The sequence below is a fragment of the Streptomyces sp. NPDC006510 genome, from assembly GCF_040611955.1.
Lineage (GTDB): Bacteria > Actinomycetota > Actinomycetes > Streptomycetales > Streptomycetaceae > Streptomyces.
Genome location: NZ_JBEXPH010000062.1, coordinates 18195 through 44291 on the forward strand (window position 1 = coordinate 18195; position 26097 = coordinate 44291).

Sequence of the window (26097 nt, forward strand, 5' to 3'; positions counted from 1 at the left end):
AGCAAAGAGACGGAATGTCGTCTCGCGGCTCTAGGGGATCGATGACTGAGTATGGCCGGGGCCCCGGCTCCGAACCGTGGCATCCCGAGGACCCCTTGTACGGGGACCAGGGATGGGGAGGGCAGCAGCCTCCCCACGGCCAGAGCCAGTACGGCGGCCAGCAGCAGCCCCACCCGCACGACCCGTACGCGCAGCAGCCGCCGCAGCCTCAGGCGCATGACCCGTACGCCCAGCAGCAGCACTACCAGCAGCAGCCCGGCTACGGAGTCCCGCAGGACCCGTACGAGCAAGCGCCCCAGCAGCCCCAGCAGCCGCAGTACGACAACAGCGGCTGGGGCACCGGGCAGCAGCCCGCCGCGATGCCGTACGACGCCCAGCCGGCCGACCCGTACGCCGGAGGACAGGGCGGCTACGGCGAGACGCACGACCACTACGGCACGCCGGAGGCCTACCCGCCGCCGCAGCCCCCGGGCCGTCGGGAGGCCGTGCCCCAGCAGGCCCCGGCGCAGACTCCCGACTGGGACCCGGAGGTCCAGCCGGAGGAGACCCACCCGTTCTTCACGGGCGCCGACGACGACCGTGACGGCAGGGACAAGGACGCCGACGACGAGTACGACGACGACCCGCGTGAGTCACGCCGCGGCAGCCGTGGCGGCAACGAGCGACGCGGCAAGGGCAAGAAGAAGAGCCGCAGCGGCTGCGCCTGCCTGGTCGTCTCACTGGTCCTGGTCGGCGGCCTCGGCGGGGTGGGCTACTTCGGCTACTCGTACTGGAAGGACAAGTTCGGTGCGGCGCCCGACTACGCGGGCAGCGGCTCGGGGTCGGTCGAGGTGGAGATCCCGAAGGGCGCGTTCGGGTACGACATCGGCAACATCCTGAAGAAGCAGGGTGTGGTCAAGAGCGTCGACGCGTTCGTCTCCGCGCAGAACGAGAACCCCAAGGGGAAGTCGATCCAGGCCGGGGTGTATCTCCTCCACGAGAAGATGTCGGCGGCCGAGGCCGTGAAGATGATGGTCGACCCGAAGAGCCAGAACCTCCTGGTGATTCCCGAGGGTTACCGGAATGTCGCCATCTACGAGATGGTCGACAAGAAGCTGGGCCTCAAGAAGGGCACGACCAAGGGCATTGCCAAGTCCGATGCCTCCGACCTGGGGCTGCCCGACTGGGCGAGCAACAACAAGGACATCAAGGACCCGCTGGAAGGATTCCTTTACCCGGCCGCATATCCGGTCACCAAGGAAACCAAGCCGGAGGCGATCCTCAAGAAGATGGTCTCGCGGTCCAACGAGGAGTACGACAAGCTCGACCTCGAAGGAACCGCCAAGAAGTACAAGCTGGACGGCCCGTGGCAGGTGCTCACCGTCGCCAGCCTGGTCCAGGCGGAGGGACTCACGCACGACGACTTCCGCAAGATGGCCGAAGTCGTCTACAACCGCTTGAAGCCGGACAATGTGGTCACGAACCGCAAGCTCCAATTCGACTCCGCGTTCAATTACCTGAAGAACCAGAGCAAGATCAAGATCAGCTCGAACGAGATCAAGACCAACCCGGACCCCTACAACACTTATTACCACCCGGGCCTCCCGCCGGGGCCGATCAGCAATCCGGGCGACGAAGCCCTGCGAGCCACGCTCAGCCCCACCGGCAACGGGTGGATGTTCTTCATCTCGCTCGACGGCAAGAAGACCCAGTTCACCAAGACGGCCGCCGAGCACGAGAAGCTCAACGACAAGTTCAAGGAACAGCATGGCCTCGAATGACGGGCCCCGCCGGGCGGCCGTCCTCGGTTCGCCCATCGCGCACTCGCTCTCCCCGGTGCTGCACCGGGCCGCGTACGCCGAACTCGGCCTCACCCACTGGGCGTACGACCGGTTCGAGGTGGACGAGGCCGCGCTGCCCGGCTTCGTCCAGGGGCTCGACTCCACCTGGGCCGGTCTCTCGCTGACCATGCCGCTCAAGCGGGCGATCATTCCGCTGCTGGACTCCATCAGCCGGACCGCGTCGTCGGTGGAGGCCGTCAACACGGTCGTCCGTGCCGAGGACGGCCGGCTGACCGGCGACAACACCGACATCCCCGGGATGATCGCCGCGCTGCGCGAACGCGGGGTGGAGAAGACCGAGTCCGCCGCCGTCCTCGGCGCCGGGGCGACCGCGTCATCGGCGCTCGCCGCGCTCTCGGCGATCTGCACGGGGCCGGTCACGGCATACGTCCGCAGCCGTGAACGGGGTCAGGAGATGCGCGGCTGGGGCGAACGCCTCGGCGTGGACGTCCGGATCTCCGACTGGGCGGAGGCCGAGCAGGCGCTGCTCGCCCCGTTGGTCATCGCCACCACCCCGGCCGGTGCCACGGACGCCCTGACCGCTGCCGTACCGGAGCGGCCCGGCACCCTCTTCGACGTGCTGTACGAACCCTGGCCCACCCCCCTCGCCGCCGCCTGGACGGCCCGCGGCGGCGCAGTCGTCGGAGGTCTCGACCTTCTGGTGCACCAGGCCGTCCTCCAGGTCGAGCAGATGACGGGCCGTGCGCCCGCGCCGCTCGCGGCCATGCGGCAGGCCGGGGAAGCGGCGCTCGCCGCCCGCTGAGGCATCGCGCCCGCCGGGACGATCCGTCCGTCTGCTGGACCGGCGACCGGTTCGGGCCCCCGGTCGTGGGAGGATCGAAGGCGGCGGGCCAGGGCCGCGCACCCGGTCGCGCCGTTGCAGTTCCAGGCGCGAGCATGAGGAGCACCGTTGAGCAGGTTGCGCTGGCTGACCGCGGGGGAGTCGCACGGCCCCGCACTCGTGGCGACGCTGGAGGGTCTTCCCGCCGGTGTCCCGATCACCACGGAGATGGTGGCGGACGCACTCGCCCGGCGGCGGCTCGGTTATGGCCGCGGTGCGCGGATGAAGTTCGAGAAGGACGAGGTCACCTTCCTCGGCGGGGTGCGCCACGGGCTCACCATGGGCTCCCCGGTCGCCGTGATGGTCGGCAATACCGAGTGGCCCAAGTGGGAGCAGGTCATGTCGGCCGATCCGGTCGACCCCGACGAGCTGGCCGAGCTGGCCCGTAACGCCCCGCTGACCCGCCCCCGCCCCGGCCACGCCGACCTCGCGGGCATGCAGAAGTACGGCTTCGACGAGGCCCGGCCGATCCTGGAGCGCGCCAGCGCCCGCGAGACGGCGGCCCGCGTCGCGCTCGGTGCCGTCGCCCGGTCGTACCTCAAGGAGACCGCCGGCATCGAGATCGTCAGCCATGTCGTCGAGCTGGCCGCGGCCAAGGCTCCCTACGGCGTCTACCCGACGCCCGCCGACGTCGAGCGGCTGGACGCCGACCCGGTGCGCTGCCTGGACGCCGACGCGAGCAAGGAAATGGTCGCCGAGATCGACCAGGCCCACAAGGACGGCGACACCCTCGGCGGCGTCGTCGAGGTGCTGGCGTACGGGGTGCCCGTCGGACTCGGCTCGCACGTCCACTGGGACCGCCGTCTCGACGCCCGGCTCGCCGCGGCCCTGATGGGCATCCAGGCCATCAAGGGGGTCGAGGTCGGCGACGGCTTCGACCTGGCCCGGGTCCCCGGCTCCAAGGCGCACGACGAGATCCTGGTCACCGAGGACGGGATCAAGCGCGCCTCCGGCCGCTCCGGCGGCACCGAGGGCGGTCTGACCACCGGCGAGCTGCTGCGGGTCCGTGCCGCGATGAAGCCCATCGCGACCGTGCCGCGCGCGCTCGCCACCGTCGACGTCGTCACCGGCGAACCGGCCAAGGCTCACCACCAGCGCTCCGATGTCTGTGCCGTTCCGGCCGCGGGCATCGTCGCCGAGGCGATGGTCGCACTCGTCCTGGCCGACGCCGTCGCGGAGAAGTTCGGCGGCGACAGCGTCGCCGAGACCCACCGCAATGTGCAGTCGTACCTCGACCACCTCCAGATCCGATGAGCGGCCCGCTGATCGTCCTCGTCGGCCCGATGGGCGTCGGCAAGTCCACGGTCGGTGAGCTGCTCGCCGACCGGCTCGGCACCACCTACAGGGACACCGACGCGGACGTGGTGGCCACGGCTGGCAAGCCGATCCCGGAGATCTTCTACGACGAGGGCGAGGAGCACTTCCGCGAGCTGGAGCGGCGCGCGGTGCACACCGCCGTCGCCGAGCACACGGGTGTGCTCTCCCTCGGCGGCGGCGCCGTGCTCGACGACACGACCCGCGCTCTGCTCGCCGGCCGGCCCGTCGTCTATCTCTCGATGGACGTGGAGGAGGCCGTCAGGCGGGTCGGTCTGAACATTGCCCGCCCGCTGCTCGCCGTCAACCCGCGCCGGCAGTGGCGCGAGCTGATGGACGCCCGCCGTCACCTGTACACCGAGGTGGCCCGGGTGACCGTCGCCACCGACGAGCGCACCCCCGAAGAGGTCGCCCAGGCGGTCCTCGACGCACTGGAACTGCCGGAGCGCACGGACGACCCCGGCCGGGAGAACACACCTATGACCGAGCAGGGCCCCACCCGTATCCCGATCGCAGGCAGTGCGGGCACCGACCCGTACGAGGTGCTGGTCGGCCGGCAACTGCTGGGCGAGCTGCCCGCGCTCATCGGCGACCGGGCCAAGCGCGTCGCGGTGCTGCACCCCGAGGCGCTCGCCGAGACCGGTGAGGCGGTCCGCCAGGACCTCGCCGGGCAGGGCTACGAGGCCATCGCGATCCAGCTGCCGAACGCCGAGGAGGCCAAGACCGTCGAGGTCGCGGCGTACTGCTGGAAGGCGCTCGGCCAGACCGGCTTCACCCGCACCGATGTGATCGTCGGCGTCGGCGGCGGAGCCACCACCGACGTGGCCGGATTCGTCGCGGCGAGCTGGCTGCGCGGGGTGCGCTGGATCGCCGTGCCCACGACCGTGCTCGGCATGGTCGACGCGGCCGTCGGCGGCAAGACCGGCATCAACACCGCCGAGGGCAAGAACCTCGTCGGCGCCTTCCACCCGCCGGCCGGGGTCCTCTGCGACCTCGCGGCACTGGACTCGCTGCCCGTGAACGACTACGTCAGCGGCATGGCCGAGATCATCAAGGCCGGCTTCATCGCCGACCCGCTGATCCTCGACCTCGTAGAGGCCGACCCCGAGGGCGCCCGTACGCCCACCGGGCCGCACACCGCCGAGCTGATCGAACGCGCCATCAGGGTCAAGGCCGAGGTCGTCTCCAGCGACCTGAAGGAATCCGGACTGCGCGAGATCCTCAACTACGGCCACACCCTGGCCCACGCCATCGAGAAGAACGAGCGCTACAAGTGGCGGCACGGCGCGGCCGTCTCGGTCGGCATGGTCTTCGCCGCCGAGCTGGGCCGGCTGGCCGGGCGCCTCGACGACGCCACCGCCGACCGGCACCGCACCGTCCTGGAGTCCGTCGGACTGCCGCTCACCTACCGCGGCGACCAGTGGCCCAAGCTGCTGGAGAACATGAAGGTCGACAAGAAGTCCCGCGGCGACCTGCTGCGCTTCATCGTCCTCGACGGCCTCGGCAAGCCCACCGTCCTGGAGGGCCCCGACCCGGCCGTGCTGCTGGCCGCCTACGGGGAGGTGTCGGCGTGACCCGCAGGGTGCTCGTCCTCAACGGCCCGAACCTCGGCCGGCTCGGCTCCCGCGAGCCGGATGTGTACGGTGCCACGTCCTACGCCGGACTCGTCGAGACCTGCCAGGCGCTCGGCAAGGAGCTCGGCTTCGATGTCGACGTCCGCGAGACCAACGACGAGGGCGAGCTGATCCGCTGGCTCCACGAGGCCGCGGACGGTTCAATTCCGGTCGTTCTCAACCCGGGTGCCTTCACCCACTACTCGTACGGGATGCGGGACGCGGCGGCCCAGCGCACCGCCCCGCTGATCGAGGTGCACATCTCGAACCCGTACGCGCGGGAGGAATTCCGCCACAACTCCGTGGTCGCGCCGGTGGCCACGGGGACCGTGGCCGGATTCGGCATCGGCTCCTACCGCCTCGCCCTGCGCGCCCTCGCGGACGAGCTGACCGACTGACGGACCGGTTCCCCGGCCGACCGGGCACCCTGGCGCGTCCCCGACCGTTGTCTCTGCGGCGGCCGGGGACGGTACGGTTGCCGTTCCACCAGCGCCAGTTGCCTGTACGAGACGGAGTGGCACCGGATGCAGCACGCAGTGGGGGCCCCGCTGCCGCCGCCCCAAGGACCCGGAAGCGGACCTGTCGGCTGGACGCACCAGGCCCAGCACCCCGGCCACCCCGGTCCGCCGGGGCCGCCGCCCACCACCCCACCCGCGCCCGGGGGATGGAGCGGGCCGGCCCCGCACCATGCGCCGGGTCCTCCCTCCAGGGAGACCACGGGACACGTCCAGCTGCCGCCCGGCGGCCCCGTCCCGCTGCCCGCGCCACCCGCCGAGCCCGGCACCGGCAGCGCGACCCTCGCCGTCCTCCTGATCGGCCCCGCGGGCGCCGGCAAGACCACCGTGGCCAAGCTCTGGGCCAGCCGCCGCCGGGTGCCCACCGCCCATGTCAGCCTCGACGACGTCCGCGAGTGGGTCTGCTCCGGTTTCGCCGACCCGCAGGCCGGGTGGAACGACCACTCCGAGGCCCAGTACCGCCTCGCCCGCCGCACCTGCGGCTTCGCCGCCCGCAATTTCCTCGCCAACGGCATCTCCTGCATCCTCGACGACGCGGTCTTCCCCGACCGTCCGGTCGTCGGGCTCGGTGGCTGGAAGCGCCATGTCGGTCCAGGACTCCTGCCCGTCGTCCTGCTGCCCGGCCTGGAGATCGTGCTGGAGCGCAACGCCGCCCGCAGCGGGAACCGCCGCCTCTCGGACGAGGAGGTGGCCAGGATCCACGGCAGGATGGCCGGCTGGTACGGCTCCGGGCTGCCGATCATCGACAACTCGGCCTACGACGTGGAGACCACCGCCCGCGTCCTGGACGACATACTCGCCCGCTCGATAGCCAGCCCGCCGAGCTGGTGAACCCTCACCCGGCGGGGTGCCCGGCCCGGTGACGGGAGCGGCGACCGCCCCCCGGTCGGATGCGCTGACCGAGCAGGCCCGCGCCACCGCTCGTAGGCTCGTGACATGTCAGAGGTGTACGCCGTCCGCCGCGGGCTGCTTCGCGACCGGTGCGCCGCCGTCGGATCCGCGGCCGCTCTGGTCTCCCGCCCCGCCAACGTCCGCTATCTCGCGGGCGGGGCGCCCCCGGGAGCCGTGCTGCTGCTCGGGCCCGGCGGGGACGTCCTGCTCTCCTCCCGCGCCCCGGGCGGCGATCCCGCCGACGGCCGCACCGACGATCAGCTGCGGGTGTCCCTGCTGCCGGCCTCCGACGGCGATCCGGTGGTCGCGGCCGCCGATCTGGCCAGTTCCTCGGGCGCGGAGTCCCTGGCCGTAGAGGAGCACCATCTGACGGTCGCCCGCCACCGCGCCATGGGCTCGGTCGCCCCGCGGCTCCGGCTGGGCGATCTCGGTGCCACCGTCGAACAGCTGCGGGTGGTCAAGGACGAGGAGGAGATCGCCTGCCTGCGGATCGCCGCCGAGATCACCGACCAGGCCCTGGGCGAACTCCTCGAATCCATCCTGGTGGGCCGCACCGAACGGCATCTCGCCCTGGAGCTGGAGCGGCGCCTGGTGGACCACGGCGCCGACGGCCCCGCCTTCGCCACCTCCGTGGCCACCGGACCGAACTCCGGTCAGGGCCGCCACCGCCCCTCGGACCGGCGGGTGGAGGAAGGGGATTTCCTCTCCGTCTGCCTCGGCGCGAACTATCGCGGCTACCGCTGCGAGATCGGCCGTACATTCGTCATCGGGACGACCCCCGCCGACTGGCAGATCGAGCTCTACGACCTGGTTTTCGCCGCTCAGCGGGCCGGGCGGGAGGCTCTCGTACCGGGCGCCGCCTACCGCGACGTGGACCGCGCGGCCCGGAATCTGCTGGACTCCGCGGGGCACGGCGGGGGCCTGGCACCCTGGACCGGGCACGGGGTGGGACTCGAAATCGACGAGGACCCGCAGTTGGCACCTGCGGCCATGGGTAAACTGGACGCTTGTGTACCGGTCACCGTCGAACCGGGGGTCCACCTCCCGGGCCGGGGCGGGGTCCGGATCGATGACACGCTCGTCGTGCGCCCCGAGGCGGACGGCGGACCCGAGCTACTCACCATTACGACCAAGGAGCTGCTCGCGCTCTAGCGCGCATCCTCGGTCGTTCCACCAGCTTCAGTCCAGGAGATTCCGCAACCGTGGCTTCCACGAACGACCTCAAGAACGGCATGGTGCTCAAGCTCGACGGAGGCCAGCTCTGGTCCGTCGTCGAGTTCCAGCACGTCAAGCCCGGCAAGGGCCCGGCCTTCGTGCGCACCAAGCTCAAGAACGTGCTCTCCGGCAAGGTCGTCGACAAGACGTTCAACGCCGGTGTGAAGGTCGAAACGGCCACCATCGACCGTCGCGACATGCAGTTCTCGTACATGGACGGCGAGTACTTCGTCTTCATGGACATGGACACCTACGACCAGCTCATGGTCGACCGCAAGGCTGTCGGCGACGCCGCCAACTTCCTGGTCGAGGGCTTCACCGCCTCCGTCGCCCAGCACGAGGGCGAGGTGCTCTACGTCGAGCTGCCCGCCGCCGTCGAGCTGACCGTCAAGCACACCGAGCCGGGCGTCCAGGGCGACCGTTCCACCGGTGGCACCAAGCCGGCCACGCTGGAGACCGACCACGAGATCGGCGTCCCGCTCTTCATCACCACCGGTGAGAAGATCAAGGTCGACACCCGCACGGGCGCTTACCTCGGCCGGGTGAACAGCTAACCGTGGCTGCCCGGAACAAGGCCCGCAAGCGCGCCTTCCAGATCCTTTTCGAGGCCGACCAGCGCGGCGAGTCCGTGCAGACGGTCCTCGCGGACTGGGTGCGGCACTCGCGGGCCGACAACCGTCAGCCGCCGGTCACCGAGTACACGATGGAGCTCGTCGAGGGGTACGCGCAGTACGCGGACCGGATCGACGACCTCATCGTGACCTACGCGGTGGACTGGGAGATCGACCGCATGCCGGTGGTCGACCGGAACATCCTGCGGCTCGGTGCGTACGAGCTGATCTGGGTGGACGGCACCCCGGACGCGGTGGTGATCGACGAGGCGGTCCAGCTCGCCAAGGAGTTCTCCACCGACGACTCCCCGTCCTTCGTGAACGGGCTGCTGGCCCGGTTCAAGGACCTCAAGCCGAACCTCCGCCGGGAGCAGTAGCCTCCGACGGCGTTCAGCCGACGAAGGGCCCACGGTCACCTGGCCGTGGGCCCTTCGGCATGTGGCGGACCGCCGCGCACGAAACCCTCCGCACGAACCGGCACGCAAACCGGCACGCACGAAAAAGCCGTGTCGGTGCGGGCACCCGAAGGGGTGAACCGCGCCGACACGGCGGTACGTTTCTTCGGAGGGGCGTCAGCCCTCCTCGTGGGCCACGGCGCGACGCGCGTCCGCGTCCAGCACACCCCAGCTGATCAGCTGCTCCGTGAGCACGGACGGCGACTGGTCGTAGATCACGGCCAGTGTGCGCAGGTCGTCCTGGCGGATCGAGAGCACCTTGCCGTTGTAGTCACCGCGCTGGCTCTGGATCGTCGCCGCGTAGCGCTGCAGCGGACCGGCCTTCTCCGGCGGGACGTGGGCGAGGCGCTCCAGGTCCAGGACGAGCTTCGGCGGCGGCTCGGCGGCCCCGCCGGGCGTCGTACCGGGCAGGAGCTCCTGTACCGGGACCCCGTAGAAGTCCGCGAGCTCAGCGAGGCGCTGCACGGTCACGGCACGGTCGCCGCGCTCGTACGAACCGACCACGACGGCCTTCCAGCGCCCCTGGGACTTCTCCTCCACGCCGTGAAGGGAGAGGCCCTGCTGGGTGCGGATGGCACGGAGTTTGGCCCCGAGCTGTTTTGCGTATTCGCTGGACATAAGGCTCCCCGGACGCTGGGACATTTCGCGGCTCCGCCGCGTTGCTGGTAACTCACTGTGAGGTTACGCAGCGTTACTTGGATGCGTCAAGCCGAATGGTTCGGACCGGCACCTCCCGGGGGTGGTAGCAGAGGCCGGTGCAAGCCCTGGTACCGTGGATGACGCAATTTCGACGTCCTTTAAGGTCCGTCCCGTGAGGCGGAGAAGGAGGTCCGTTTCTTATGGACGCACAGCACGACGCCACCGGCAATGCGGCACGCCCCGTTCTGGAGGCTCCCGACATCGCCCGGGTACTGACCCGGATCGCCCACGAGATCGTCGAACGCGCCAAGGGCGCCGACGACGTGGTCCTCCTCGGCATCCCGACGCGGGGCGTGTTCCTCGCCCGCCGGCTCGCCGAGAAGCTCGAAGAGATCACCGGCGGGAAGATGCCGGTCGGTTCCCTCGACATCACCATGTACCGCGACGACCTCCGGCTGCGCCCGGCGCGCGCCCTGGCCCGCACCGAGATCCCCGGCGAGGGCATCGAGGGCCGCCTGGTCGTGCTCGTCGACGACGTCCTCTTCTCGGGACGCACGATCCGCGCCGCGCTCGACGCCCTGGGCGACATCGGCCGGCCCCGCGCGGTGCAGCTCGCGGTCCTCGTCGACCGTGGTCACCGCGAACTCCCGATCCGTGCCGACTACGTCGGCAAGAACCTCCCCACGTCGCTGCGGGAGACGGTCAAGGTCCAGCTCGCCGAGGAGGACGGCCGGGACGCCGTGCTGCTCGGTGTCGAGCGGGCCGCCCCGTCGGGCGAGCAGTAGCCGCACCACATCCGTACGGCCCATCGCGAGCCCGTACGGCTGCTTCCGCACGCCCGCATGCCTGAACCCTCCAGCCACCCGGAGAACACCCAGATGAAGCGCCACCTCATCTCGGCCGCCGATCTCACCCGCGACGACGCCGTCCTGATCCTCGACACCGCCGAGGAGATGGCCAGGGTCGCGGACCGGCCGATCAAGAAGCTCCCGACCCTGCGCGGCCGCACCGTCGTCAACCTCTTCTTCGAGGACTCGACGCGTACCCGCATCTCCTTCGAGGCCGCCGCCAAGCGGCTGTCCGCGGACGTCATCAACTTCTCCGCGAAGGGCTCGTCCGTCTCCAAGGGCGAGTCGCTCAAGGACACCGCGCTGACCCTGGAGGCGATGGGCGCCGACGCCGTCGTCATCCGGCACGGAGCCTCCGGGGCCCCGTACCGCCTCGCCACCTCCGGCTGGATCGACGGCGCCGTCGTCAACGCCGGTGACGGCACTCACGAGCACCCCACCCAGGCCCTCCTGGACGCCTTCACGATGCGCCGCCGCCTGGTCGGGGCCGATAGCGGTCTCGGCCGGGACCTCGAAGGACGCCGGATCACCATCGTCGGCGACATCCTGCACAGCCGGGTGGCCCGCTCCAACGTCCACCTGCTGAACACGCTCGGCGCCCACGTCACCCTGGTGGCCCCGCCGACCCTCGTCCCGGTCGGCGTCGAGCAGTGGCCCTGCGAGATCAGCTACAACCTCGACCAGGTGCTGCCGAAGTCCGACGCGGTGATGATGCTGCGTGTGCAGCGTGAACGGATGAACGCCGCGTACTTCCCGACCGAGCGCGAGTACTCCCGCCGCTACGGCCTGGACGCCGAGCGTATGGCGAAGATGCCCGGACACGCCGTCGTCATGCACCCCGGCCCGATGGTGCGCGGCATGGAGATCACCGCCGAGGTCGCCGACTCCGACCGGTGCACGGTCGTCGAGCAGGTCGCCAACGGCGTCTCGATCCGCATGGCCGTCCTGTACCTGCTGCTGGGCGGGTACGAATCCGCCGCCCCCGCCGCCCCGTCCCGTACCGAGGAGAACAAGTAACCATGAGCAAGATCCTTATCCGCGGCGCGAAGATCCTCGGCGGCGAACCCCAGGACGTCCTGATCGAGGGCGAGACCATCGCCGCAGTCTCCACCGGCATCGAGGCCGGTGACGCGACGGTCGTCGAGGCCGGGGGCCAGATCCTGCTGCCCGGCCTGGTCGACCTCCACACTCACCTGCGCGAGCCCGGCCGCGAGGACTCCGAGACCGTCCTCACCGGCACCAAGGCCGCGGCCGTCGGCGGCTTCACCGCCGTGCACGCCATGGCCAACACCTTCCCGGTCGCCGACACCGCCGGTGTCGTGGAGCAGGTCTGGCGGCTCGGCAAGGAGTCCGGCTACTGCGACGTGCAGCCGATCGGCGCCGTCACCGTCGGCCTGGAGGGCAGGAAGCTCGCCGAGCTCGGCGCCATGCACGATTCGGCCGCCGGAGTGAAGGTCTTCTCCGACGACGGCAAGTGCGTCGACGACGCGGTGATCATGCGGCGCGCGCTGGAGTATGTGAAGGCCTTCGACGGCGTCGTCGCCCAGCACGCCCAGGAGCCCCGCCTCACCGAGGGCGCCCAGATGAACGAGGGCGTCGTCTCCGCCGAACTCGGTCTCGGCGGCTGGCCCGCCGTCGCCGAGGAGTCGATCATCGCCCGCGACGTCCTGCTCGCCGCCCACGTCGGCTCCCGGGTGCACATCTGCCACCTGTCGACCGCCGGGTCCGTCGAGATCGTCCGCTGGGCCAAGTCCAAGGGCTGGAACGTCACCGCCGAGGTCACCCCGCACCACCTGCTCCTCACCGACGAGCTCGTACGGTCCTACAACCCGGTCTACAAGGTGAACCCGCCGCTGCGCACCGAGGCCGACGTCATGGCCCTGCGCGAGGCGCTCGCCGACGGCACCATCGACTGCGTCGCCACCGACCACGCCCCGCACCCGCACGAGGACAAGGACTGCGAGTGGGCCGCCGCCGCCATGGGCATGGTGGGACTGGAGACCGCGCTCTCCGTGGTCCAGCAGACGATGGTCGACACGGGCCTGATCGACTGGGCCGGCGTCGCCGACCGGATGTCGTTCCGCCCGGCCGCCATCGGACGGCTCGACGGACACGGCCGGCCCGTCTCGGCCGGCGAACCCGCCAACCTCACCCTGGTCGATCCGGCATACCGTGGTGTCGTGGACCCCGCGGGCTTCGCCTCCCGCAGCCGCAACACTCCGTACGAGGGGCGCGAGCTGCCGGGCCGAGTCACCCACACCTTCCTGCGGGGCCGTGCCACGGTCGTCGACGGGAAGCTCGCGTGACATCACTCATCCCCCTGTACCAACTCGCCGCCGGGCGGAAGTCGGCCGAGGTGACCGATTGGTCCGCCCGGATCAGCTGGGTCGTCGGGCTGATCGTCCTCATCGCCTTCGTCTACTGGCTGATGCGCCAGGGATGGAAGTGGAGGGGCAGCCTCCAGTCCGGCCTGCCGGAGCTCGGCTCCACCCCGGAAGGGTTCGCGGACGGCGAGAAGCTGCTCACGCTGACCGGCCGGTACCACGCCTCGACCACCGCCGGGCAGTGGCTCGACCGGATCGTGGCCCACGGCCTCGGCACCCGCAGCCGCGTCGAGCTCACCCTGACCGATCAGGGCCTGGATGTCGTACGGCCCGGGGCGGCCGACTTCTTCGTGCCGGCCGCCGCACTGCGCGAGGCCCGGCTCGACAAGGGCATCGCAGGCAAGGTCCTCCCCGAGGGCGGCCTGCTGATCATCACCTGGGCGCACGGCGACAAGCTGATCGACTCCGGCTTCCGCTCCGACCGCTCCGCCGAGCACCCGGCCTGGGTCGAGGCCATCAACCAACTCACCAGCACTACGGAAGGCACCGCACGATGACGATCTCCACCCGGGGAGCCGCCAAAGCTCCCGCCGTACTCGTCCTGGAGGACGGCCGCGCCTTCCGCGGCCGCGCCTACGGGGCCGTGGGGGAGACCTTCGGCGAGGCGGTTTTCTCCACCGGCATGACCGGCTACCAGGAGACGCTGACCGACCCCTCGTACCACCGCCAGGTCGTCGTGATGACCGCACCGCACGTCGGGAACACCGGGGTGAACGACGAGGACCCCGAGTCCGGACGGATCTGGGTCTCCGGCTACGTCGTCCGCGACCCCGCCCGGGTGCCCTCCAACTGGCGCTCGCAGCGCTCGCTCGACGAGGAGCTGGAGCGCCAGGGCGTCGTCGGCATCAGCGGCATCGACACCCGCGCGCTCACCCGCCACCTGCGCGAGCGCGGCGCCATGCGCGTCGGCATCTTCTCCGGTGACGCCGTCGCCGACGAGGCCACGCTGCTGGCCCGTGTCCAGCAGGCCCCCGAGATGGTGGGCGCCGACCTCTCCGCCGAGGTCGCCACCAAGGAGGCGTACGTCGTCCCCGCCATCGGCACCAAGAAGTTCACCGTCGCCGCGATCGACCTCGGCATCAAGGGCATGACCCCGCACCGGATGGCCGAGCGCGGCATCGAGGTGCACGTGCTGCCCGCCACCGCCACCCTGGAGGAGGTGTACGCGGTGAAGCCCGACGGCGTCTTCTTCTCCAACGGCCCCGGCGACCCGGCCACCGCCGACCACCCGGTCTCCGTCATGCAGGGCGTCCTGGAGCGGAAGACCCCGCTCTTCGGCATCTGCTTCGGCAACCAGATCCTGGGCCGCGCCCTCGGCTTCGGCACCTACAAGCTGAAGTACGGTCACCGCGGCATCAACCAGCCCGTGCAGGACCGTACGACCGGCAAGGTCGAGGTCACCGCGCACAACCACGGCTTCGCCGTCGACGCCCCGCTCGACAAGGTGTCCGAGACGGAGTTCGGCCGCGCCGAGGTCTCCCACGTCTGCCTGAACGACCAGGTCGTCGAGGGGCTCCAGCTCCTCGACCAGCCGGCCTTCAGCGTCCAGTACCACCCCGAAGCAGCCGCGGGCCCGCACGACGCCGCGTACCTCTTCGACCGCTTCGTATCCCTGATGGAGGGCCAGCGTGCCTAAGCGCTCCGATATCCAGTCCGTCCTGGTCATCGGCTCCGGCCCGATCGTCATCGGTCAGGCCGCCGAGTTCGACTACTCCGGGACCCAGGCCTGCCGCGTCCTCAAGGCCGAGGGCCTGCGCGTCATCCTGGTGAACTCCAACCCGGCGACGATCATGACCGACCCGGAGATCGCCGACGCCACGTACGTCGAGCCGATCACCCCCGAGTTCGTCGAGAAGATCATCGCCAAGGAGCGCCCCGACGCGCTGCTCCCCACCCTGGGCGGCCAGACCGCGCTCAACACCGCGATCTCCATGCACGAGAACGGTGTCCTGGAGAAGTACGGCGTCGAGCTCATCGGCGCCAACGTCGAGGCCATCAACAAGGGCGAGGACCGCGACCTCTTCAAGGGCGTCGTCGAGGCCGTCAACGCCAAGATCGGCCACGGCGAGTCCGCCCGCTCGGTCATCTGCCACACCATGGACGAGGTCCTCGCGGGCGTCGAGACGCTCGGCGGCTACCCCGTCGTCGTCCGCCCCTCCTTCACCATGGGCGGCGCCGGCTCCGGCTTCGCGCACGACGAGGACGAGCTGCGCCGCATCGCCGGACAGGGCCTCACGCTCTCGCCGACCACCGAGGTGCTCCTGGAGGAGTCCATCCTCGGCTGGAAGGAGTACGAGCTGGAGCTGATGCGCGACAAGAACGACAACGTCGTGGTCGTCTGCTCCATCGAGAACTTCGACCCGATGGGCGTCCACACGGGTGACTCGATCACCGTCGCCCCGGCGATGACGCTCACCGACCGTGAGTACCAGCGGCTGCGCGACATCGGCATCGCGATCATCCGCGAGGTCGGCGTCGACACCGGCGGCTGCAACATCCAGTTCGCCATCGACCCGACCGACGGCCGGGTCATCGTGATCGAGATGAACCCGCGCGTCTCCCGCTCCTCGGCGCTCGCCTCGAAGGCCACCGGCTTCCCGATCGCCAAGATCGCCGCCAAGCTGGCCGTCGGCTACACGCTCGACGAGATCCCCAACGACATCACCGAGAAGACCCCGGCCTCCTTCGAGCCGACCCTCGACTACGTCGTCGTCAAGGCCCCGCGGTTCGCCTTCGAGAAGTTCCCCTCCGCCGACTCCACCCTCACCACCACCATGAAGTCGGTGGGCGAGGCCATGGCGATCGGCCGGAACTTCACCGAGGCGCTCCAGAAGGCGCTCCGTTCGCTGGAGAAGAAGGGCTCGCAGTTCACCTTCACCGGTGAGCCCGGCGACAAGGCCGAGCTGCTGGCCGAGGCGGTCCGCCCGACCGACGGCCGGATCAACACCGTCATGCAGGCGATCAGGGCCGGCGCCACCCAGGAAGAGGTCTTCGACGCCACGAAGATCGACCCCTGGTTCGTCGACCAGCTCTTCCTGATCAAGGAGATCGCCGACGAGCTCGCCGCCGCGGACGAGCTCGGCCCCGAGCTGCTCGCCGAGGCCAAGCGGCACGGCTTCTCCGACGCCCAGATCGCCGAGATCCGCAGCCTGCGCGAGGACGTCGTGCGCGAGGTGCGGCACGCGCTGGGCATCCGCCCGGTCTACAAGACGGTCGACACCTGCGCCGCCGAGTTCGCCGCGAAGACGCCGTACTTCTACTCCAGTTACGACGAGGAGAACGAGGTCGCGTCCCGCACCAAGCCCGCGGTGATCATCCTCGGCTCCGGCCCCAACCGCATCGGCCAGGGCATCGAGTTCGACTACTCCTGCGTCCACGCCTCCTTCGCGCTGAGCGACGCGGGCTACGAGACCGTCATGGTCAACTGCAACCCGGAGACCGTCTCCACCGACTACGACACCTCCGACCGCCTGTACTTCGAGCCGCTGACGCTGGAGGACGTGCTGGAGATCGTGCACGCGGAGACCCTCGCCGGACCGGTCGCAGGTGTCATCGTCCAGCTCGGCGGCCAGACCCCGCTGGGCCTGTCGCAGGCGCTCAAGGACAACGGCGTGCCGGTCGTCGGCACGTCCCCGGAGGCCATCCACGCCGCCGAGGACCGCGGCGCCTTCGGCCGCGTCCTGGCCGAGGCCGGGCTCCCGGCCCCGAAGCACGGAACGGCCACCACCTTCGACGAGGCCAAGGCCATCGCCGACGAGATCGGCTACCCCGTCCTCGTACGCCCCAGCTACGTGCTCGGCGGCCGCGGCATGGAGATCGTGTACGACGAGGTGCGGCTCTCCTCGTACATCGCCGAGTCCACCGAGATCAGCCCCACCCGGCCGGTCCTGGTCGACCGCTTCCTCGACGACGCCATCGAGATCGACGTGGACGCGCTCTACGACGGCACCGAGCTCTACCTCGGCGGCGTCATGGAGCACATCGAGGAAGCCGGTATCCACTCCGGCGACTCCGCCTGCGCGCTGCCCCCGATCACGCTCGGCGGCTACGACATCAAGCGGCTGCGGGCCTCCACCGAGGGCATCGCCAAGGGCGTCGGCGTACGCGGACTGATCAACATCCAGTTCGCGCTCTCCGGCGACATCCTCTACGTCCTGGAGGCCAACCCGCGCGCCTCGCGCACCGTCCCCTTCACCTCGAAGGCGACCGCGGTCCCGCTCGCCAAGGCCGCCGCCCGCATCTCGCTGGGCGCGACCATCGCCGAGCTGCGCGCCGAGGGCCTGCTCCCGGCGAACGGCGACGGCGGCACCCTGCCGCTGGACGCGCCGATCTCCGTCAAGGAGGCCGTCATGCCGTGGTCGCGCTTCCGCGACATCCACGGCCGCGGCGTCGACACCGTCCTCGGCCCGGAGATGCGTTCCACCGGCGAGGTCATGGGCATCGACTCCGTCTTCGGCACGGCGTACGCCAAGTCGCAGGCCGGCGCCTACGGCCCGCTGCCCACCAAGGGCCGCGCGTTCATCTCGGTCGCCAACCGCGACAAGCGCTCGATGATCTTCCCGGCGCGCGAACTCGTCGCGCACGGCTTCGAGCTGCTCGCCACCTCCGGCACCGCCGAGGTCCTCAAGCGCAACGGCATCAACGCCACGATCGTGCGCAAGCAGTCCGAGGGCGTGGGCCCGCAGGGCGAGAGGACCATCGTCCAGCTGATCCACGACGGCGAGGTCGACCTCATCGTCAACACGCCGTACGGAACGGGCGGCCGCCTCGACGGCTACGAGATCCGTACCGCGGCCGTGGCCCGGTCCGTGCCGTGCCTCACGACGGTCCAGGCGCTCGCCGCCGCCGTCCAGGGCATCGACGCGCTCACCCACGGGGACGTCGGCGTCAGTTCCCTCCAGGAACACGCCGAACATCTGACCGCGGCCCGCGACTAGCAGAACGGCAGGGGGACACCGGAAACGGTGTCCCCCTCTCTGTGAGGACACTCCTGATGTACAAGTTCTTCTTCCGGCTGGTCTTCAAGCGGATGGACCCGGAGCAGGCCCACTACCTGGCCTTCCGGTGGATCCGCCTCGCCGCCCGCACGCCCGTGCTGCGTACCTTCGTCGCCGCCGCGCTCGCGCCCCGGTACAAGGAGCTGCGCACCGAGGCCCTCGGCCTGCGGATGCACGGCCCCTTCGGCCTCGCCGCCGGTTTCGACAAGAACGCCGTCGCGATCGACGGCATGTCGATGCTCGGCTTCGACCACATCGAGATCGGCACGGTCACCGGCGAACCGCAGCCCGGCAATCCCAAGAAGCGCCTCTTCCGCCTCGTCGCGGACCGCGCGCTGATCAACCGCATGGGCTTCAACAACGAGGGCTCGGCCGCCGTCGCCGCGCGACTGGCCGCCCGCAGGCCGGTCTTCAGGACCACGGTCGGCGTCAACATCGGCAAGACGAAGGTCGTGCCGGAGGCCGAAGCGGTGGGCGACTACGTGAAGTCCACCGAGCGCCTCGCCGCCCACGCCGACTACCTCGTCGTGAACGTCTCCTCGCCCAACACCCCGGGTCTGCGCAACCTCCAGGCCACCGAGGCGCTGCGGCCCCTGCTCAGCGCCGTGCGTGAGGCGGCCGACCGGACCGTCACCGGGCGGCGGGTCCCGCTGCTCGTCAAGATCGCCCCGGACCTCGCGGACGAGGACGTCGACGCGGTCGCCGATCTCGCGGTCGAGCTGGGCCTGGACGGCATCATCGCCACCAACACCACCATCGCCCGCGACGGCCTCGGCCTGAAGTCCGCTCCGTCCCTGGTCGAGGAGACCGGCGGACTCTCCGGCGCGCCCCTCAAGGCACGCTCCCTGGAGGTGCTGAGCCGCCTCTACGCGCGCGTGGGCGACCGGATCACCCTGGTCGGTGTCGGAGGCATCGAGAACGCCGAGGACGCCTGGCAGCGCATCCTCGCGGGCGCCACCCTCGTCCAGGGCTACAGCGCCTTCATCTACGAGGGCCCGTTCTACGCCCGGTCGATCCACAAGGGCCTGGCCGCGCGCCTGGCCGCCTCCCCGTACGCCACCCTCGCCGAGGCCGTCGGCGCAGAGACCAGGAAGGCCACCGCATGAGCACCGAACCGTTCGGCGCGCGCCTGCGCCGCGCCATGGACACCCGCGGTCCGCTGTGCGTCGGCATCGACCCGCACGCCTCGCTGCTCACAGCCTGGGGCCTGAACGACGACATCGCCGGGCTCGAACGCTTCACGCGTACCGTCGTCGAGGCACTGGCCGACCGGGTCGCCGTGCTCAAGCCGCAGTCCGCGTTCTTCGAGCGCTTCGGCTCGCGCGGCATCGCCGTCCTGGAGAAGGCGGTCGAGGAGGCGCGGGCGGCCGGCGCGCTGGTGCTGATGGACGCCAAGCGCGGCGACATCGGCTCCACCATGGGCGCCTACGCGGCGACCTACCTGGAGAAGGACTCGCCGCTGTTCTCGGACGCGGTCACCGTCTCGCCGTACCTCGGCTTCGGCTCGCTGCGCCCGGCGCTCGACGCGGCGGTCCTCTCCGGCGCCGGCGTCTTCGTGCTCGCCCTCACCTCCAACCCGGAGGGCGCCGAGGTGCAGCGCGCCACCGCCGCCGACGGCCGTTCGCTGGCCCAGCTCATGCTCGACCACATGGCCGCCGAGAACGAGGGAATGACCCCGCTCGGCTCCGTCGGCGCGGTGGTCGGGGCCACGCTCGGGGACGCGGGGGTGAACCTGGCGATCAACGGCCCGCTGCTCGCCCCCGGGATCGGGGCACAGGGCGCGACGCCCGCGGATCTGCCCGGCGTGTTCGGCGCCTCGGTGGGCAATGTGGTGCCCAGCGTGAGCCGCGGCGTACTGAGCCAGGGGCCGGACGTGGAGGGGCTGCGCGAGGCCGCCGAACGGCTCACGGACGAGATCCGGGTAGCCGTGGCGGATAGCTGATCGTGCCACGTAACAGGGTGTTGACTCTTTCCTGACCAAAAACTCGGTAGTTATGCCTGAAATGTCCTGGTCGGCCAAGGCTGACCAGGACTTTTCGTTGGTTCTCGCTGACTCCGGCGGCCTTGGCCGCTAGTCTCCGTCCAGAGCCGACGTACACAAGTTGTCCGTCGCTCACCTGGTGTGGAGCGCTCAGCTTCCTCACCGGTCCGTATCCGACAGATCGACATCCGAGGTGACGTAGGCGTGGCTCTTCCGCCCCTTACCCCTGAACAGCGCGCAGCCGCGCTCGAAAAGGCCGCCGCGGCTCGCCGGGAGCGGGCCGAGGTCAAGAATCGACTCAAGCACTCCGGCGCCTCCCTCCACGAGGTCATCAAGCAGGGCCAGGAGAACGACGTCATCGGCAAGATGAAGGTCTCCGCCCTTCTGGAGTCCCTGCCGGGCGTGGGCAAGGTCCGCGCCAAGCAGATCATGGAGAGGCTCGGCATCTCCGAGAGTCGCCGGGTCCGGGGTCTCGGCTCCAACCAGATCGCATCCCTGGAGCGTGAGTTCGGCGGCAGCGCCGCCTGACGTTCTCAGGCACTCCTGAGAACCTGGATAATCGCTCCATGGCTGCAACATCCCGGGGGACGTCCCCCGTACCCCCGGACGTACGTCCGCGGCTGACCGTGCTCTCCGGCCCCTCCGGGGTCGGCAAGAGCACGGTCGTCGCTCATATGCGCAAGGTCCACCCCGAGGTCTGGCTCTCGGTGTCGGCGACGACCCGCAAGCCGCGCCCCGGCGAGCGCAACGGTGTCCACTACTTCTTCGTGGACAACGAGGAGTTCGACAAGCTGATCGCCAACGGCGAGCTGCTGGAGTGGGCCGAATTCGCGGGCAACCGCTACGGCACGCCCCGCCGCGCCGTGCTCGACCGTCTGGAGGCGGGCGAGCCGGTGCTGCTGGAGATCGATCTCCAGGGTGCCCGGCTGGTCCGGCAGTCGATGCCGGACGCACAGCTGGTCTTCCTGGCCCCGCCGAGCTGGGAGGAGCTGGTCCGCCGGCTCACTGGCCGCGGGACCGAGGCACCCGAGGTGATCGAGCGACGGCTCGCCGCCGCCAAGGTCGAACTGGCCGCCGAGGCCGAGTTCGATACGACGCTGGTCAACACCTCCGTCGAGGATGTGGCCCGTGAGCTGCTAGCCTTGATGCTGGATGTTTCCGGCCACCGTGCCGACAGCGACTGACGAAGTCGGTACGCGCCACCGCGGAACTCCGCACCGTCAAAGATTTCTTTGATCTTTACCCCCTTCGGAAGGCAGAGAGTGTCCTCTTCCATCACCACGCCCGAGGGCATCATCAACCCGCCGATTGATGAGCTCCTCGAGGCCACCGACTCGAAGTACAGCCTCGTGATCTACGCCGCCAAGCGCGCGCGCCAGATCAACGCGTACTACTCGCAGCTCGGCGAAGGTCTCCTGGAGTACGTCGGTCCGCTCGTCGACACCCACGTGCACGAGAAGCCGCTCTCGATCGCGCTCCGCGAGATCAACGCGGGCCTGCTCACCTCCGAGGCCATCGAGGGCCCCGCGCAGTAAGCAGGAATTGCACCTTCACCTCAGGCCCGGCGGCCACGGCTGCCGGGCCTGAGGTGTGTCCGGGGCGACAGCGTCCGACCCGGTGCGGTGAGGCAGCATGGGGGTGTTCGTATCCGAGTGCGGGGAGACGCAGTGGACAAGCCGAAGGTCGTTCTGGGGGTCAGCGGGGGCATCGCCGCGTACAAGGCGTGCGAGCTGCTGCGCCGGCTGACCGAGTCCGGTCACGATGTGCGCGTCGTACCGACCGAGTCGTCGCTGCACTTCGTGGGAGCGGCCACCTGGTCGGCGCTCTCCGGCCACCCGGTGTCCACCGAGGTCTGGAACGACGTCCACGAGGTGCCGCACGTCAGGATCGGGCAGGGCGCCGATCTGGTGGTCGTCGCCCCCGCCACCGCCGACCTGCTCGCCAGGGCGGCCCACGGTCTCGCCGACGACCTGCTCACCAACACGCTCCTCACGGCCCGCTGTCCGGTCGTCTTCGCGCCCGCCATGCACACCGAGATGTGGGAGCACCCCGCCACCCAGGAGAACGTCGCCACCCTGCGCCGCCGGGGCGCCGTCGTCATCGAGCCCGCCGTCGGCCGGCTCACCGGCGTCGACACCGGCAAGGGCCGGCTGCCCGATCCCGGGGAGATCTTCGAGGTCTGCCGCCGGGTGCTGGCCCGCGGGCCCGTCGGACCCGATCTGGCCGGCCGCCATGTGGTGATCAGCGCGGGCGGTACGCGCGAGCCGCTCGACCCGGTGCGCTACCTCGGCAACCGCTCCTCCGGCAAGCAGGGCTACGCCCTGGCCCGTACCGCGGTCGCCCGCGGCGCCCGGGTCACCCTCGTCGAGGCCAACACCGGCCTGCCCGACCCGGCCGGCGCCGACGTGCTGCACGCGGGGACCGCCGTGCAGCTCCGCGAGGCCGTGCTGAAGGCCGCCGCGGACGCCGACGTGGTCGTGATGGCGGCGGCGGTCGCCGACTTCCGCCCCGCCGAGTACGCCCCGGGGAAGATCAAGAAGAAGGACGGCCAGGAGCCCGCGCCCATCACGCTCGTCCGCAACCCCGACATCCTCGCCGAGGTGGCCGGCGAACGCGCCCGTCCCGGTCAGATCGTCGTCGGATTCGCCGCCGAGACCGACGACGTCCTCGCCAACGGCCGGGAGAAGCTCCGCCGCAAGGGCTGTGACCTCCTCGTCGTCAACGAGGTGGGGGAGCGCCGGACCTTCGGCTCGGAGGAGAACGAGGCCGTGGTGCTCGCGGCCGACGGCGGTGAGACCCAGGTGCCGTACGGGCCCAAGGAGGCACTTGCCGACACGGTCTGGGATCTCGTGTCGTCGCGTCTCGGATGAAAATCTTGTTTCACGCCCGCGGCCGGGCCGAAACCCTTGAAATATGGGCGTAAATGGCATTGCCCGAGGGGGACCGGCCCGCGCCGGCGGGCCGTGCCGGAGGTCACAGAACTCCCAAAGGACGAGACACGTTGTCCGCCGGACGGAAGCGACCGATAAACTGGCGCCGGACCATGCCGGGCGCAGCTCCCGGCCGTCCGCCAAATGATCAGCCAGCAGCCGCTGCAACCCCAGGGAGCGATGTGTCCCGCCGTCTCTTCACCTCGGAGTCCGTCACCGAGGGTCACCCCGACAAGATCGCTGACCAGATCAGCGACACCATTCTCGACGCGCTGCTCCGCGAGGACCCCCGGTCCCGCGTCGCCGTCGAGACCTTGATCACCACCGGTCTGGTGCATGTTGCGGGTGAGGTCACGACCAAGGCCTACGCCGACATCCCGACCCTCGTACGCAACAAGGTCCTGGAGATCGGCTACGACTCCTCCAAGAAGGGCTTCGACGGCGCCTCCTGCGGTGTCTCGGTGTCCATCGGGGCGCAGTCTCCCGACATCGCGCAGGGCGTCGACACCGCGTACGAGAAGCGGGTCGAGGGCGACGAGGACGAGCTCGACAAGCAGGGCGCCGGCGACCAGGGCCTGATGTTCGGCTACGCCTGCGACGAGACGCCCGAGCTGATGCCGCTCCCGATCTACCTCGCGCACCGGCTCTCCCGTCGGCTCTCCGAGGTCCGCAAGAACGGGACCATCCCGTACCTGCGCCCCGACGGCAAGACCCAGGTCACCATCGAGTACGACGGCGACAAGGCCGTCCGTCTCGACACGGTCGTCGTCTCCTCGCAGCACGCCAGCGACATCGACCTCGACTCGCTGCTCGCGCCCGACATCCGCGAGTTCGTCGTCGAGCACGTGCTCGGGCAGCTGATCGAGGACGGCATCAAGCTGGACACCGACGGCTACCGGCTGCTGGTCAACCCGACCGGGCGCTTCGAGATCGGCGGCCCGATGGGCGACGCCGGTCTGACCGGTCGCAAGATCATCATCGACACCTACGGCGGCATGGCCCGCCACGGCGGCGGCGCCTTCTCGGGCAAGGACCCGTCGAAGGTGGACCGCTCGGCCGCGTACGCCATGCGCTGGGTCGCCAAGAACGTCGTCGCCGCGGGCCTCGCCGCCCGTTGCGAGGTGCAGGTCGCGTACGCGATCGGCAAGGCCGAGCCGGTCGGTCTGTTCGTCGAGACGTTCGGCACCGCCGCCGTCGACACCGAGAAGATCGAGCACGCCATCGGCGAGGTCTTCGACCTCCGCCCGGCCGCGATCATCCGCGACCTCGACCTGCTCCGCCCGATCTACGCCCAGACCGCGGCCTACGGCCACTTCGGCCGTGAGCTTCCCGACTTCACCTGGGAGCGCACCGACCGCGTGGACGCGCTGCGCGCGGCGGCCGGGCTGTAGGACTGCCGCCTTTTCCGTCCGCACGCCGGGGCCCGGACACCGCACACGGTGTCCGGGCCCCGGCGCGTCCGGCCTCCGGTACCGCCTCGACGGGGCCACTGTCAGTGCTGTCTGGTAGGAATTTGGCTGTGAGCAGCGAGAACGAGCGATCCGCGGACTCCGGCGACGGGGCCCCGGAGCAGCTTGCGCTGATCCGGGAGACAGTACGGAAGGCCAAGGTGCCGCGGGCCAAGCCGCGGACCTGGCGCGGCGCCGCACTCGCCAAGGAGCTGCCCGTCGCCCGGGTGCTGGTCAACAAGGGCGTTCTCCATCTCGACCAGTACTTCGACTACGCGGTGCCCGAGGAGCTCGACGCCGAGGCCCAGCCCGGAGTGCGGGTGCGGGTCCGCTTCGGGGCCGGGGGACGCAATGTGCGCGGTGGCCGGCGCGAGGGCGGCGGGCTGATCGACGGCTTCCTCGTCGAGCGGCTCGCCGAATCGGACTACACGGGTGCCCTCGCGGCACTCGCCTACGTCGTGTCGCCCGAACCGGTGCTGGGCCCGGAGCTGCTCGCGCTCTCGCGGGCCGTCGCCGACCGCTACGCGGGCAGCCTCGCCGATGTCCTCCAGCTCGCCGTGCCGCCCCGGAACGGCAGGGCCGAGTCCAGGCCCTCGCCCGAGCCGCTGCCACCGCCGCCCGCACCGTCGGTGGGGAGCTGGGCGCGGTACGCACAGGGGCCGGCGTTCCTGCGGTCGCTGGCCGAGGGCGGTGCGCCCCGGGCCGTATGGACCGCGCTGCCCGGACCCCACTGGCCCGAGGAGATCGCCAGGGCCATGGCCGCCACCCTGGCATCCGGGCGCGGCGCCCTCGTCGTCGTCCCCGACGGCCGGACCGCGGGGCGGGTGGATGCCGCGCTCACCGAGCTGCTCGGCCCCGGGCGCCACGCGCTGCTGACCGCCGACTCCGGACCGGAGAAGCGGTACCGGGAGTGGCTCGCCGTGCGACGCGGCTCGGTACGGGCGGTCGTCGGGACGAGAGCGGCGATGTTCGCACCGGTCGCCGACCTCGGCCTGGTCGCCGTCTGGGACGACGGGGACTCCAGCCACAGCGACGACAACGCCCCCTTCCCGCACGTCCGCGAGGTGCTCGAACTGCGGGCCGCGCACGGCCGCTGCGCGTTCCTGCTCGGTGGTACGAACTGCACGGTGGAGGCCGCCCAGCTGGTGGAGAGCGGCTGGGCGCTGCCGCTGCGCGCGGACCGGGAGCAGCTGCGGATCGCGGCGCCCCTGGTGCGTACCGTCGGCGACGGGGAGCTGGCGCGGGACGGCGCCGCGAGGGCCGCGCGGCTGCCCAGCCTGGCCTGGCAGACGGTACGGGACGGGCTGCGCAGCGGCCCCGTGCTGATCCAGGTGCCGCGCCGCGGATACGTGCCGCGGCTGGCCTGTGAGCGCTGCCGCGAGCCCGCTCGGTGCCGGCACTGCGCGGGCCCGCTCGAAGCGCCGGACCAGCGGGATCTCGACTGTGCCTGGTGCGGTCGGGCTGAGACCGCCTGGCACTGCGTCGCCTGCGGCTCCAACCGGCTGCGGGCCAGGGTCGTCGGCGCCCGCCGGACAGCCGAGGAGCTCGGCCGGGCGTTCCCGGCCGTGCCGGTGCGGACGTCCGGCCGTGATCAC

Annotated in this window: 24 protein-coding genes; 23 read left to right on the forward strand and 1 reads right to left on the reverse strand. The window is 70.7% G+C overall.

The genetic code is table 11. The features are described from left to right. Positions 1-41: 41 nt before the first annotated feature. The 9 genes from mltG (at position 42) to nusB (ending at position 9197) form a co-directional block, all read left to right on the forward strand. Positions 42-1760, forward strand: a complete 1719-nt coding sequence (mltG, locus tag ABZY11_RS20050) for an endolytic transglycosylase MltG (RefSeq protein ID WP_356480416.1) — start codon at positions 42-44, stop codon at positions 1758-1760. Further along, positions 1747-2583 carry a shikimate dehydrogenase gene (locus ABZY11_RS20055; protein ID WP_356480417.1) on the forward strand — a complete coding sequence of 279 codons (837 nt, stop codon included), beginning with the start codon at positions 1747-1749 and terminating at the stop codon, positions 2581-2583. Before mltG ends, ABZY11_RS20055 begins: the two co-directional genes overlap by 14 nt. 147 nt (positions 2584-2730) lie before the next feature. Then, positions 2731-3915, forward strand: coding sequence for a chorismate synthase (gene aroC, locus ABZY11_RS20060; RefSeq protein WP_356480418.1), 1185 nt, complete (start codon positions 2731-2733; stop codon positions 3913-3915). After that, a complete protein-coding gene (aroB, locus tag ABZY11_RS20065; RefSeq protein ID WP_356480419.1) occupies positions 3912-5549 on the forward strand; it encodes a 3-dehydroquinate synthase in 1638 nt (545 codons plus the stop codon). The genes aroC and aroB overlap by 4 nt, the downstream gene beginning before the upstream one ends. Further along, complete coding sequence (gene aroQ, locus ABZY11_RS20070; protein ID WP_114243499.1) at positions 5546-5986, forward strand: type II 3-dehydroquinate dehydratase; 441 nt, start codon at positions 5546-5548, stop codon at positions 5984-5986. Before aroB ends, aroQ begins: the two co-directional genes overlap by 4 nt. Before the next feature lie 126 nt (positions 5987-6112). After that, complete coding sequence (locus ABZY11_RS20075; protein ID WP_356480420.1) at positions 6113-6934, forward strand: Pro-rich N-terminal domain-containing protein; 822 nt, start codon at positions 6113-6115, stop codon at positions 6932-6934. A gap of 105 nt (positions 6935-7039) precedes the next feature. Further along, the gene (locus tag ABZY11_RS20080; RefSeq protein ID WP_356480421.1) at positions 7040-8146 is read left to right on the forward strand and encodes an aminopeptidase P family protein; all 1107 of its coding nucleotides are present in this window, start codon (positions 7040-7042) and stop codon (positions 8144-8146) included. A gap of 50 nt (positions 8147-8196) precedes the next feature. Then, the gene (gene efp / locus ABZY11_RS20085; RefSeq protein WP_356480422.1) at positions 8197-8763 is read left to right on the forward strand and encodes an elongation factor P; all 567 of its coding nucleotides are present in this window, start codon (positions 8197-8199) and stop codon (positions 8761-8763) included. A gap of 2 nt (positions 8764-8765) precedes the next feature. Further along, entirely contained in the window at positions 8766-9197 is a 432-nt protein-coding gene (gene nusB, locus ABZY11_RS20090; RefSeq protein ID WP_072484538.1) for a transcription antitermination factor NusB, read from the forward strand. Between the two features lie 195 nt (positions 9198-9392). Here nusB and bldD read toward each other — a convergent pair whose 3' ends face one another. Then, positions 9393-9893, reverse strand: coding sequence for a transcriptional regulator BldD (gene bldD / locus ABZY11_RS20095; RefSeq protein WP_014044812.1), 501 nt, complete (start codon positions 9891-9893; stop codon positions 9393-9395). A 221-nt stretch (positions 9894-10114) separates the two neighbouring features. Here bldD and pyrR point away from each other — a divergent pair, with 221 nt between their 5' ends. The 14 genes from pyrR to ABZY11_RS20165 all read left to right on the forward strand — a co-directional run. Beyond that, positions 10115-10699: a bifunctional pyr operon transcriptional regulator/uracil phosphoribosyltransferase PyrR gene (gene pyrR, locus ABZY11_RS20100; protein ID WP_356480423.1), complete on the forward strand. Its 585-nt coding sequence runs from the start codon at positions 10115-10117 to the stop codon at positions 10697-10699. Positions 10700-10792: 93 nt separating this feature from the next. Continuing rightward, the gene (locus ABZY11_RS20105; protein ID WP_356480433.1) at positions 10793-11779 is read left to right on the forward strand and encodes an aspartate carbamoyltransferase catalytic subunit; all 987 of its coding nucleotides are present in this window, start codon (positions 10793-10795) and stop codon (positions 11777-11779) included. Between the two features lie 2 nt (positions 11780-11781). Continuing rightward, positions 11782-13068, forward strand: a complete 1287-nt coding sequence (locus tag ABZY11_RS20110) for a dihydroorotase (protein WP_356480424.1) — start codon at positions 11782-11784, stop codon at positions 13066-13068. After that, positions 13065-13643 (forward strand): hypothetical protein, encoded by a 579-nt coding sequence (locus tag ABZY11_RS20115; protein WP_356480425.1) that lies wholly within the window; start codon positions 13065-13067, stop codon positions 13641-13643. The genes ABZY11_RS20110 and ABZY11_RS20115 overlap by 4 nt, the downstream gene beginning before the upstream one ends. Further along, a complete protein-coding gene (gene carA / locus ABZY11_RS20120) occupies positions 13640-14782 on the forward strand; it encodes a glutamine-hydrolyzing carbamoyl-phosphate synthase small subunit (protein WP_356480426.1) in 1143 nt (380 codons plus the stop codon). Before ABZY11_RS20115 ends, carA begins: the two co-directional genes overlap by 4 nt. Further along, positions 14775-18083: a carbamoyl-phosphate synthase large subunit gene (gene carB, locus ABZY11_RS20125; RefSeq protein WP_356480427.1), complete on the forward strand. Its 3309-nt coding sequence runs from the start codon at positions 14775-14777 to the stop codon at positions 18081-18083. Before carA ends, carB begins: the two co-directional genes overlap by 8 nt. Before the next feature lie 56 nt (positions 18084-18139). Further along, the gene (locus tag ABZY11_RS20130) at positions 18140-19249 is read left to right on the forward strand and encodes a quinone-dependent dihydroorotate dehydrogenase (protein ID WP_356480428.1); all 1110 of its coding nucleotides are present in this window, start codon (positions 18140-18142) and stop codon (positions 19247-19249) included. Continuing rightward, positions 19246-20085, forward strand: a complete 840-nt coding sequence (gene pyrF / locus ABZY11_RS20135; RefSeq protein ID WP_356480429.1) for an orotidine-5'-phosphate decarboxylase — start codon at positions 19246-19248, stop codon at positions 20083-20085. The genes ABZY11_RS20130 and pyrF overlap by 4 nt, the downstream gene beginning before the upstream one ends. 243 nt (positions 20086-20328) lie before the next feature. Further along, positions 20329-20652 (forward strand): integration host factor, encoded by a 324-nt coding sequence (locus ABZY11_RS20140; protein WP_014157387.1) that lies wholly within the window; start codon positions 20329-20331, stop codon positions 20650-20652. Positions 20653-20690: 38 nt separating this feature from the next. Continuing rightward, on the forward strand, positions 20691-21308 hold the full coding sequence (gene gmk, locus ABZY11_RS20145; RefSeq protein ID WP_356480430.1) for a guanylate kinase: 618 nt from the start codon (positions 20691-20693) through the stop codon (positions 21306-21308). A 78-nt stretch (positions 21309-21386) separates the two neighbouring features. Continuing rightward, the gene (gene rpoZ, locus ABZY11_RS20150) at positions 21387-21659 is read left to right on the forward strand and encodes a DNA-directed RNA polymerase subunit omega (RefSeq protein ID WP_003970369.1); all 273 of its coding nucleotides are present in this window, start codon (positions 21387-21389) and stop codon (positions 21657-21659) included. A 132-nt stretch (positions 21660-21791) separates the two neighbouring features. After that, positions 21792-22994, forward strand: a complete 1203-nt coding sequence (coaBC, locus tag ABZY11_RS20155) for a bifunctional phosphopantothenoylcysteine decarboxylase/phosphopantothenate--cysteine ligase CoaBC (RefSeq protein WP_356480431.1) — start codon at positions 21792-21794, stop codon at positions 22992-22994. Positions 22995-23236: 242 nt separating this feature from the next. Continuing rightward, positions 23237-24445 carry a methionine adenosyltransferase gene (gene metK / locus ABZY11_RS20160; RefSeq protein ID WP_189543751.1) on the forward strand — a complete coding sequence of 403 codons (1209 nt, stop codon included), beginning with the start codon at positions 23237-23239 and terminating at the stop codon, positions 24443-24445. A 128-nt stretch (positions 24446-24573) separates the two neighbouring features. Further along, positions 24574-26097: primosome assembly protein PriA (locus ABZY11_RS20165; RefSeq protein WP_356480432.1), on the forward strand; the 1524-nt coding region annotated here is incomplete at its 3' end.

Excerpts from the sequence above, each read along its gene's own strand:
- bldD (WP_014044812.1), bottom strand. The coding sequence starts at position 9,893 with ATGTCCAGCGAATACGCAAAACAGCTCGGGGCCAAACTCCGTGCCATC.
- ABZY11_RS20080 (WP_356480421.1), top strand. The coding sequence starts at position 7,040 with ATGTCAGAGGTGTACGCCGTCCGCCGCGGGCTGCTTCGCGACCGGTGC.
- pyrF (WP_356480429.1), top strand. The coding sequence starts at position 19,246 with ATGAGCACCGAACCGTTCGGCGCGCGCCTGCGCCGCGCCATGGACACC.
- ABZY11_RS20105 (WP_356480433.1), top strand. The coding sequence starts at position 10,793 with ATGAAGCGCCACCTCATCTCGGCCGCCGATCTCACCCGCGACGACGCC.
- mltG (WP_356480416.1), top strand. The coding sequence starts at position 42 with ATGACTGAGTATGGCCGGGGCCCCGGCTCCGAACCGTGGCATCCCGAG.
- aroB (WP_356480419.1), top strand. The coding sequence starts at position 3,912 with ATGAGCGGCCCGCTGATCGTCCTCGTCGGCCCGATGGGCGTCGGCAAG.
- ABZY11_RS20130 (WP_356480428.1), top strand. The coding sequence starts at position 18,140 with ATGTACAAGTTCTTCTTCCGGCTGGTCTTCAAGCGGATGGACCCGGAG.
- pyrR (WP_356480423.1), top strand. The coding sequence starts at position 10,115 with ATGGACGCACAGCACGACGCCACCGGCAATGCGGCACGCCCCGTTCTG.
- gmk (WP_356480430.1), top strand. The coding sequence starts at position 20,691 with ATGGCTGCAACATCCCGGGGGACGTCCCCCGTACCCCCGGACGTACGT.
- ABZY11_RS20055 (WP_356480417.1), top strand. The coding sequence starts at position 1,747 with ATGGCCTCGAATGACGGGCCCCGCCGGGCGGCCGTCCTCGGTTCGCCC.
- ABZY11_RS20075 (WP_356480420.1), top strand. The coding sequence starts at position 6,113 with ATGCAGCACGCAGTGGGGGCCCCGCTGCCGCCGCCCCAAGGACCCGGA.
- carA (WP_356480426.1), top strand. The coding sequence starts at position 13,640 with ATGACGATCTCCACCCGGGGAGCCGCCAAAGCTCCCGCCGTACTCGTC.
- ABZY11_RS20110 (WP_356480424.1), top strand. The coding sequence starts at position 11,782 with ATGAGCAAGATCCTTATCCGCGGCGCGAAGATCCTCGGCGGCGAACCC.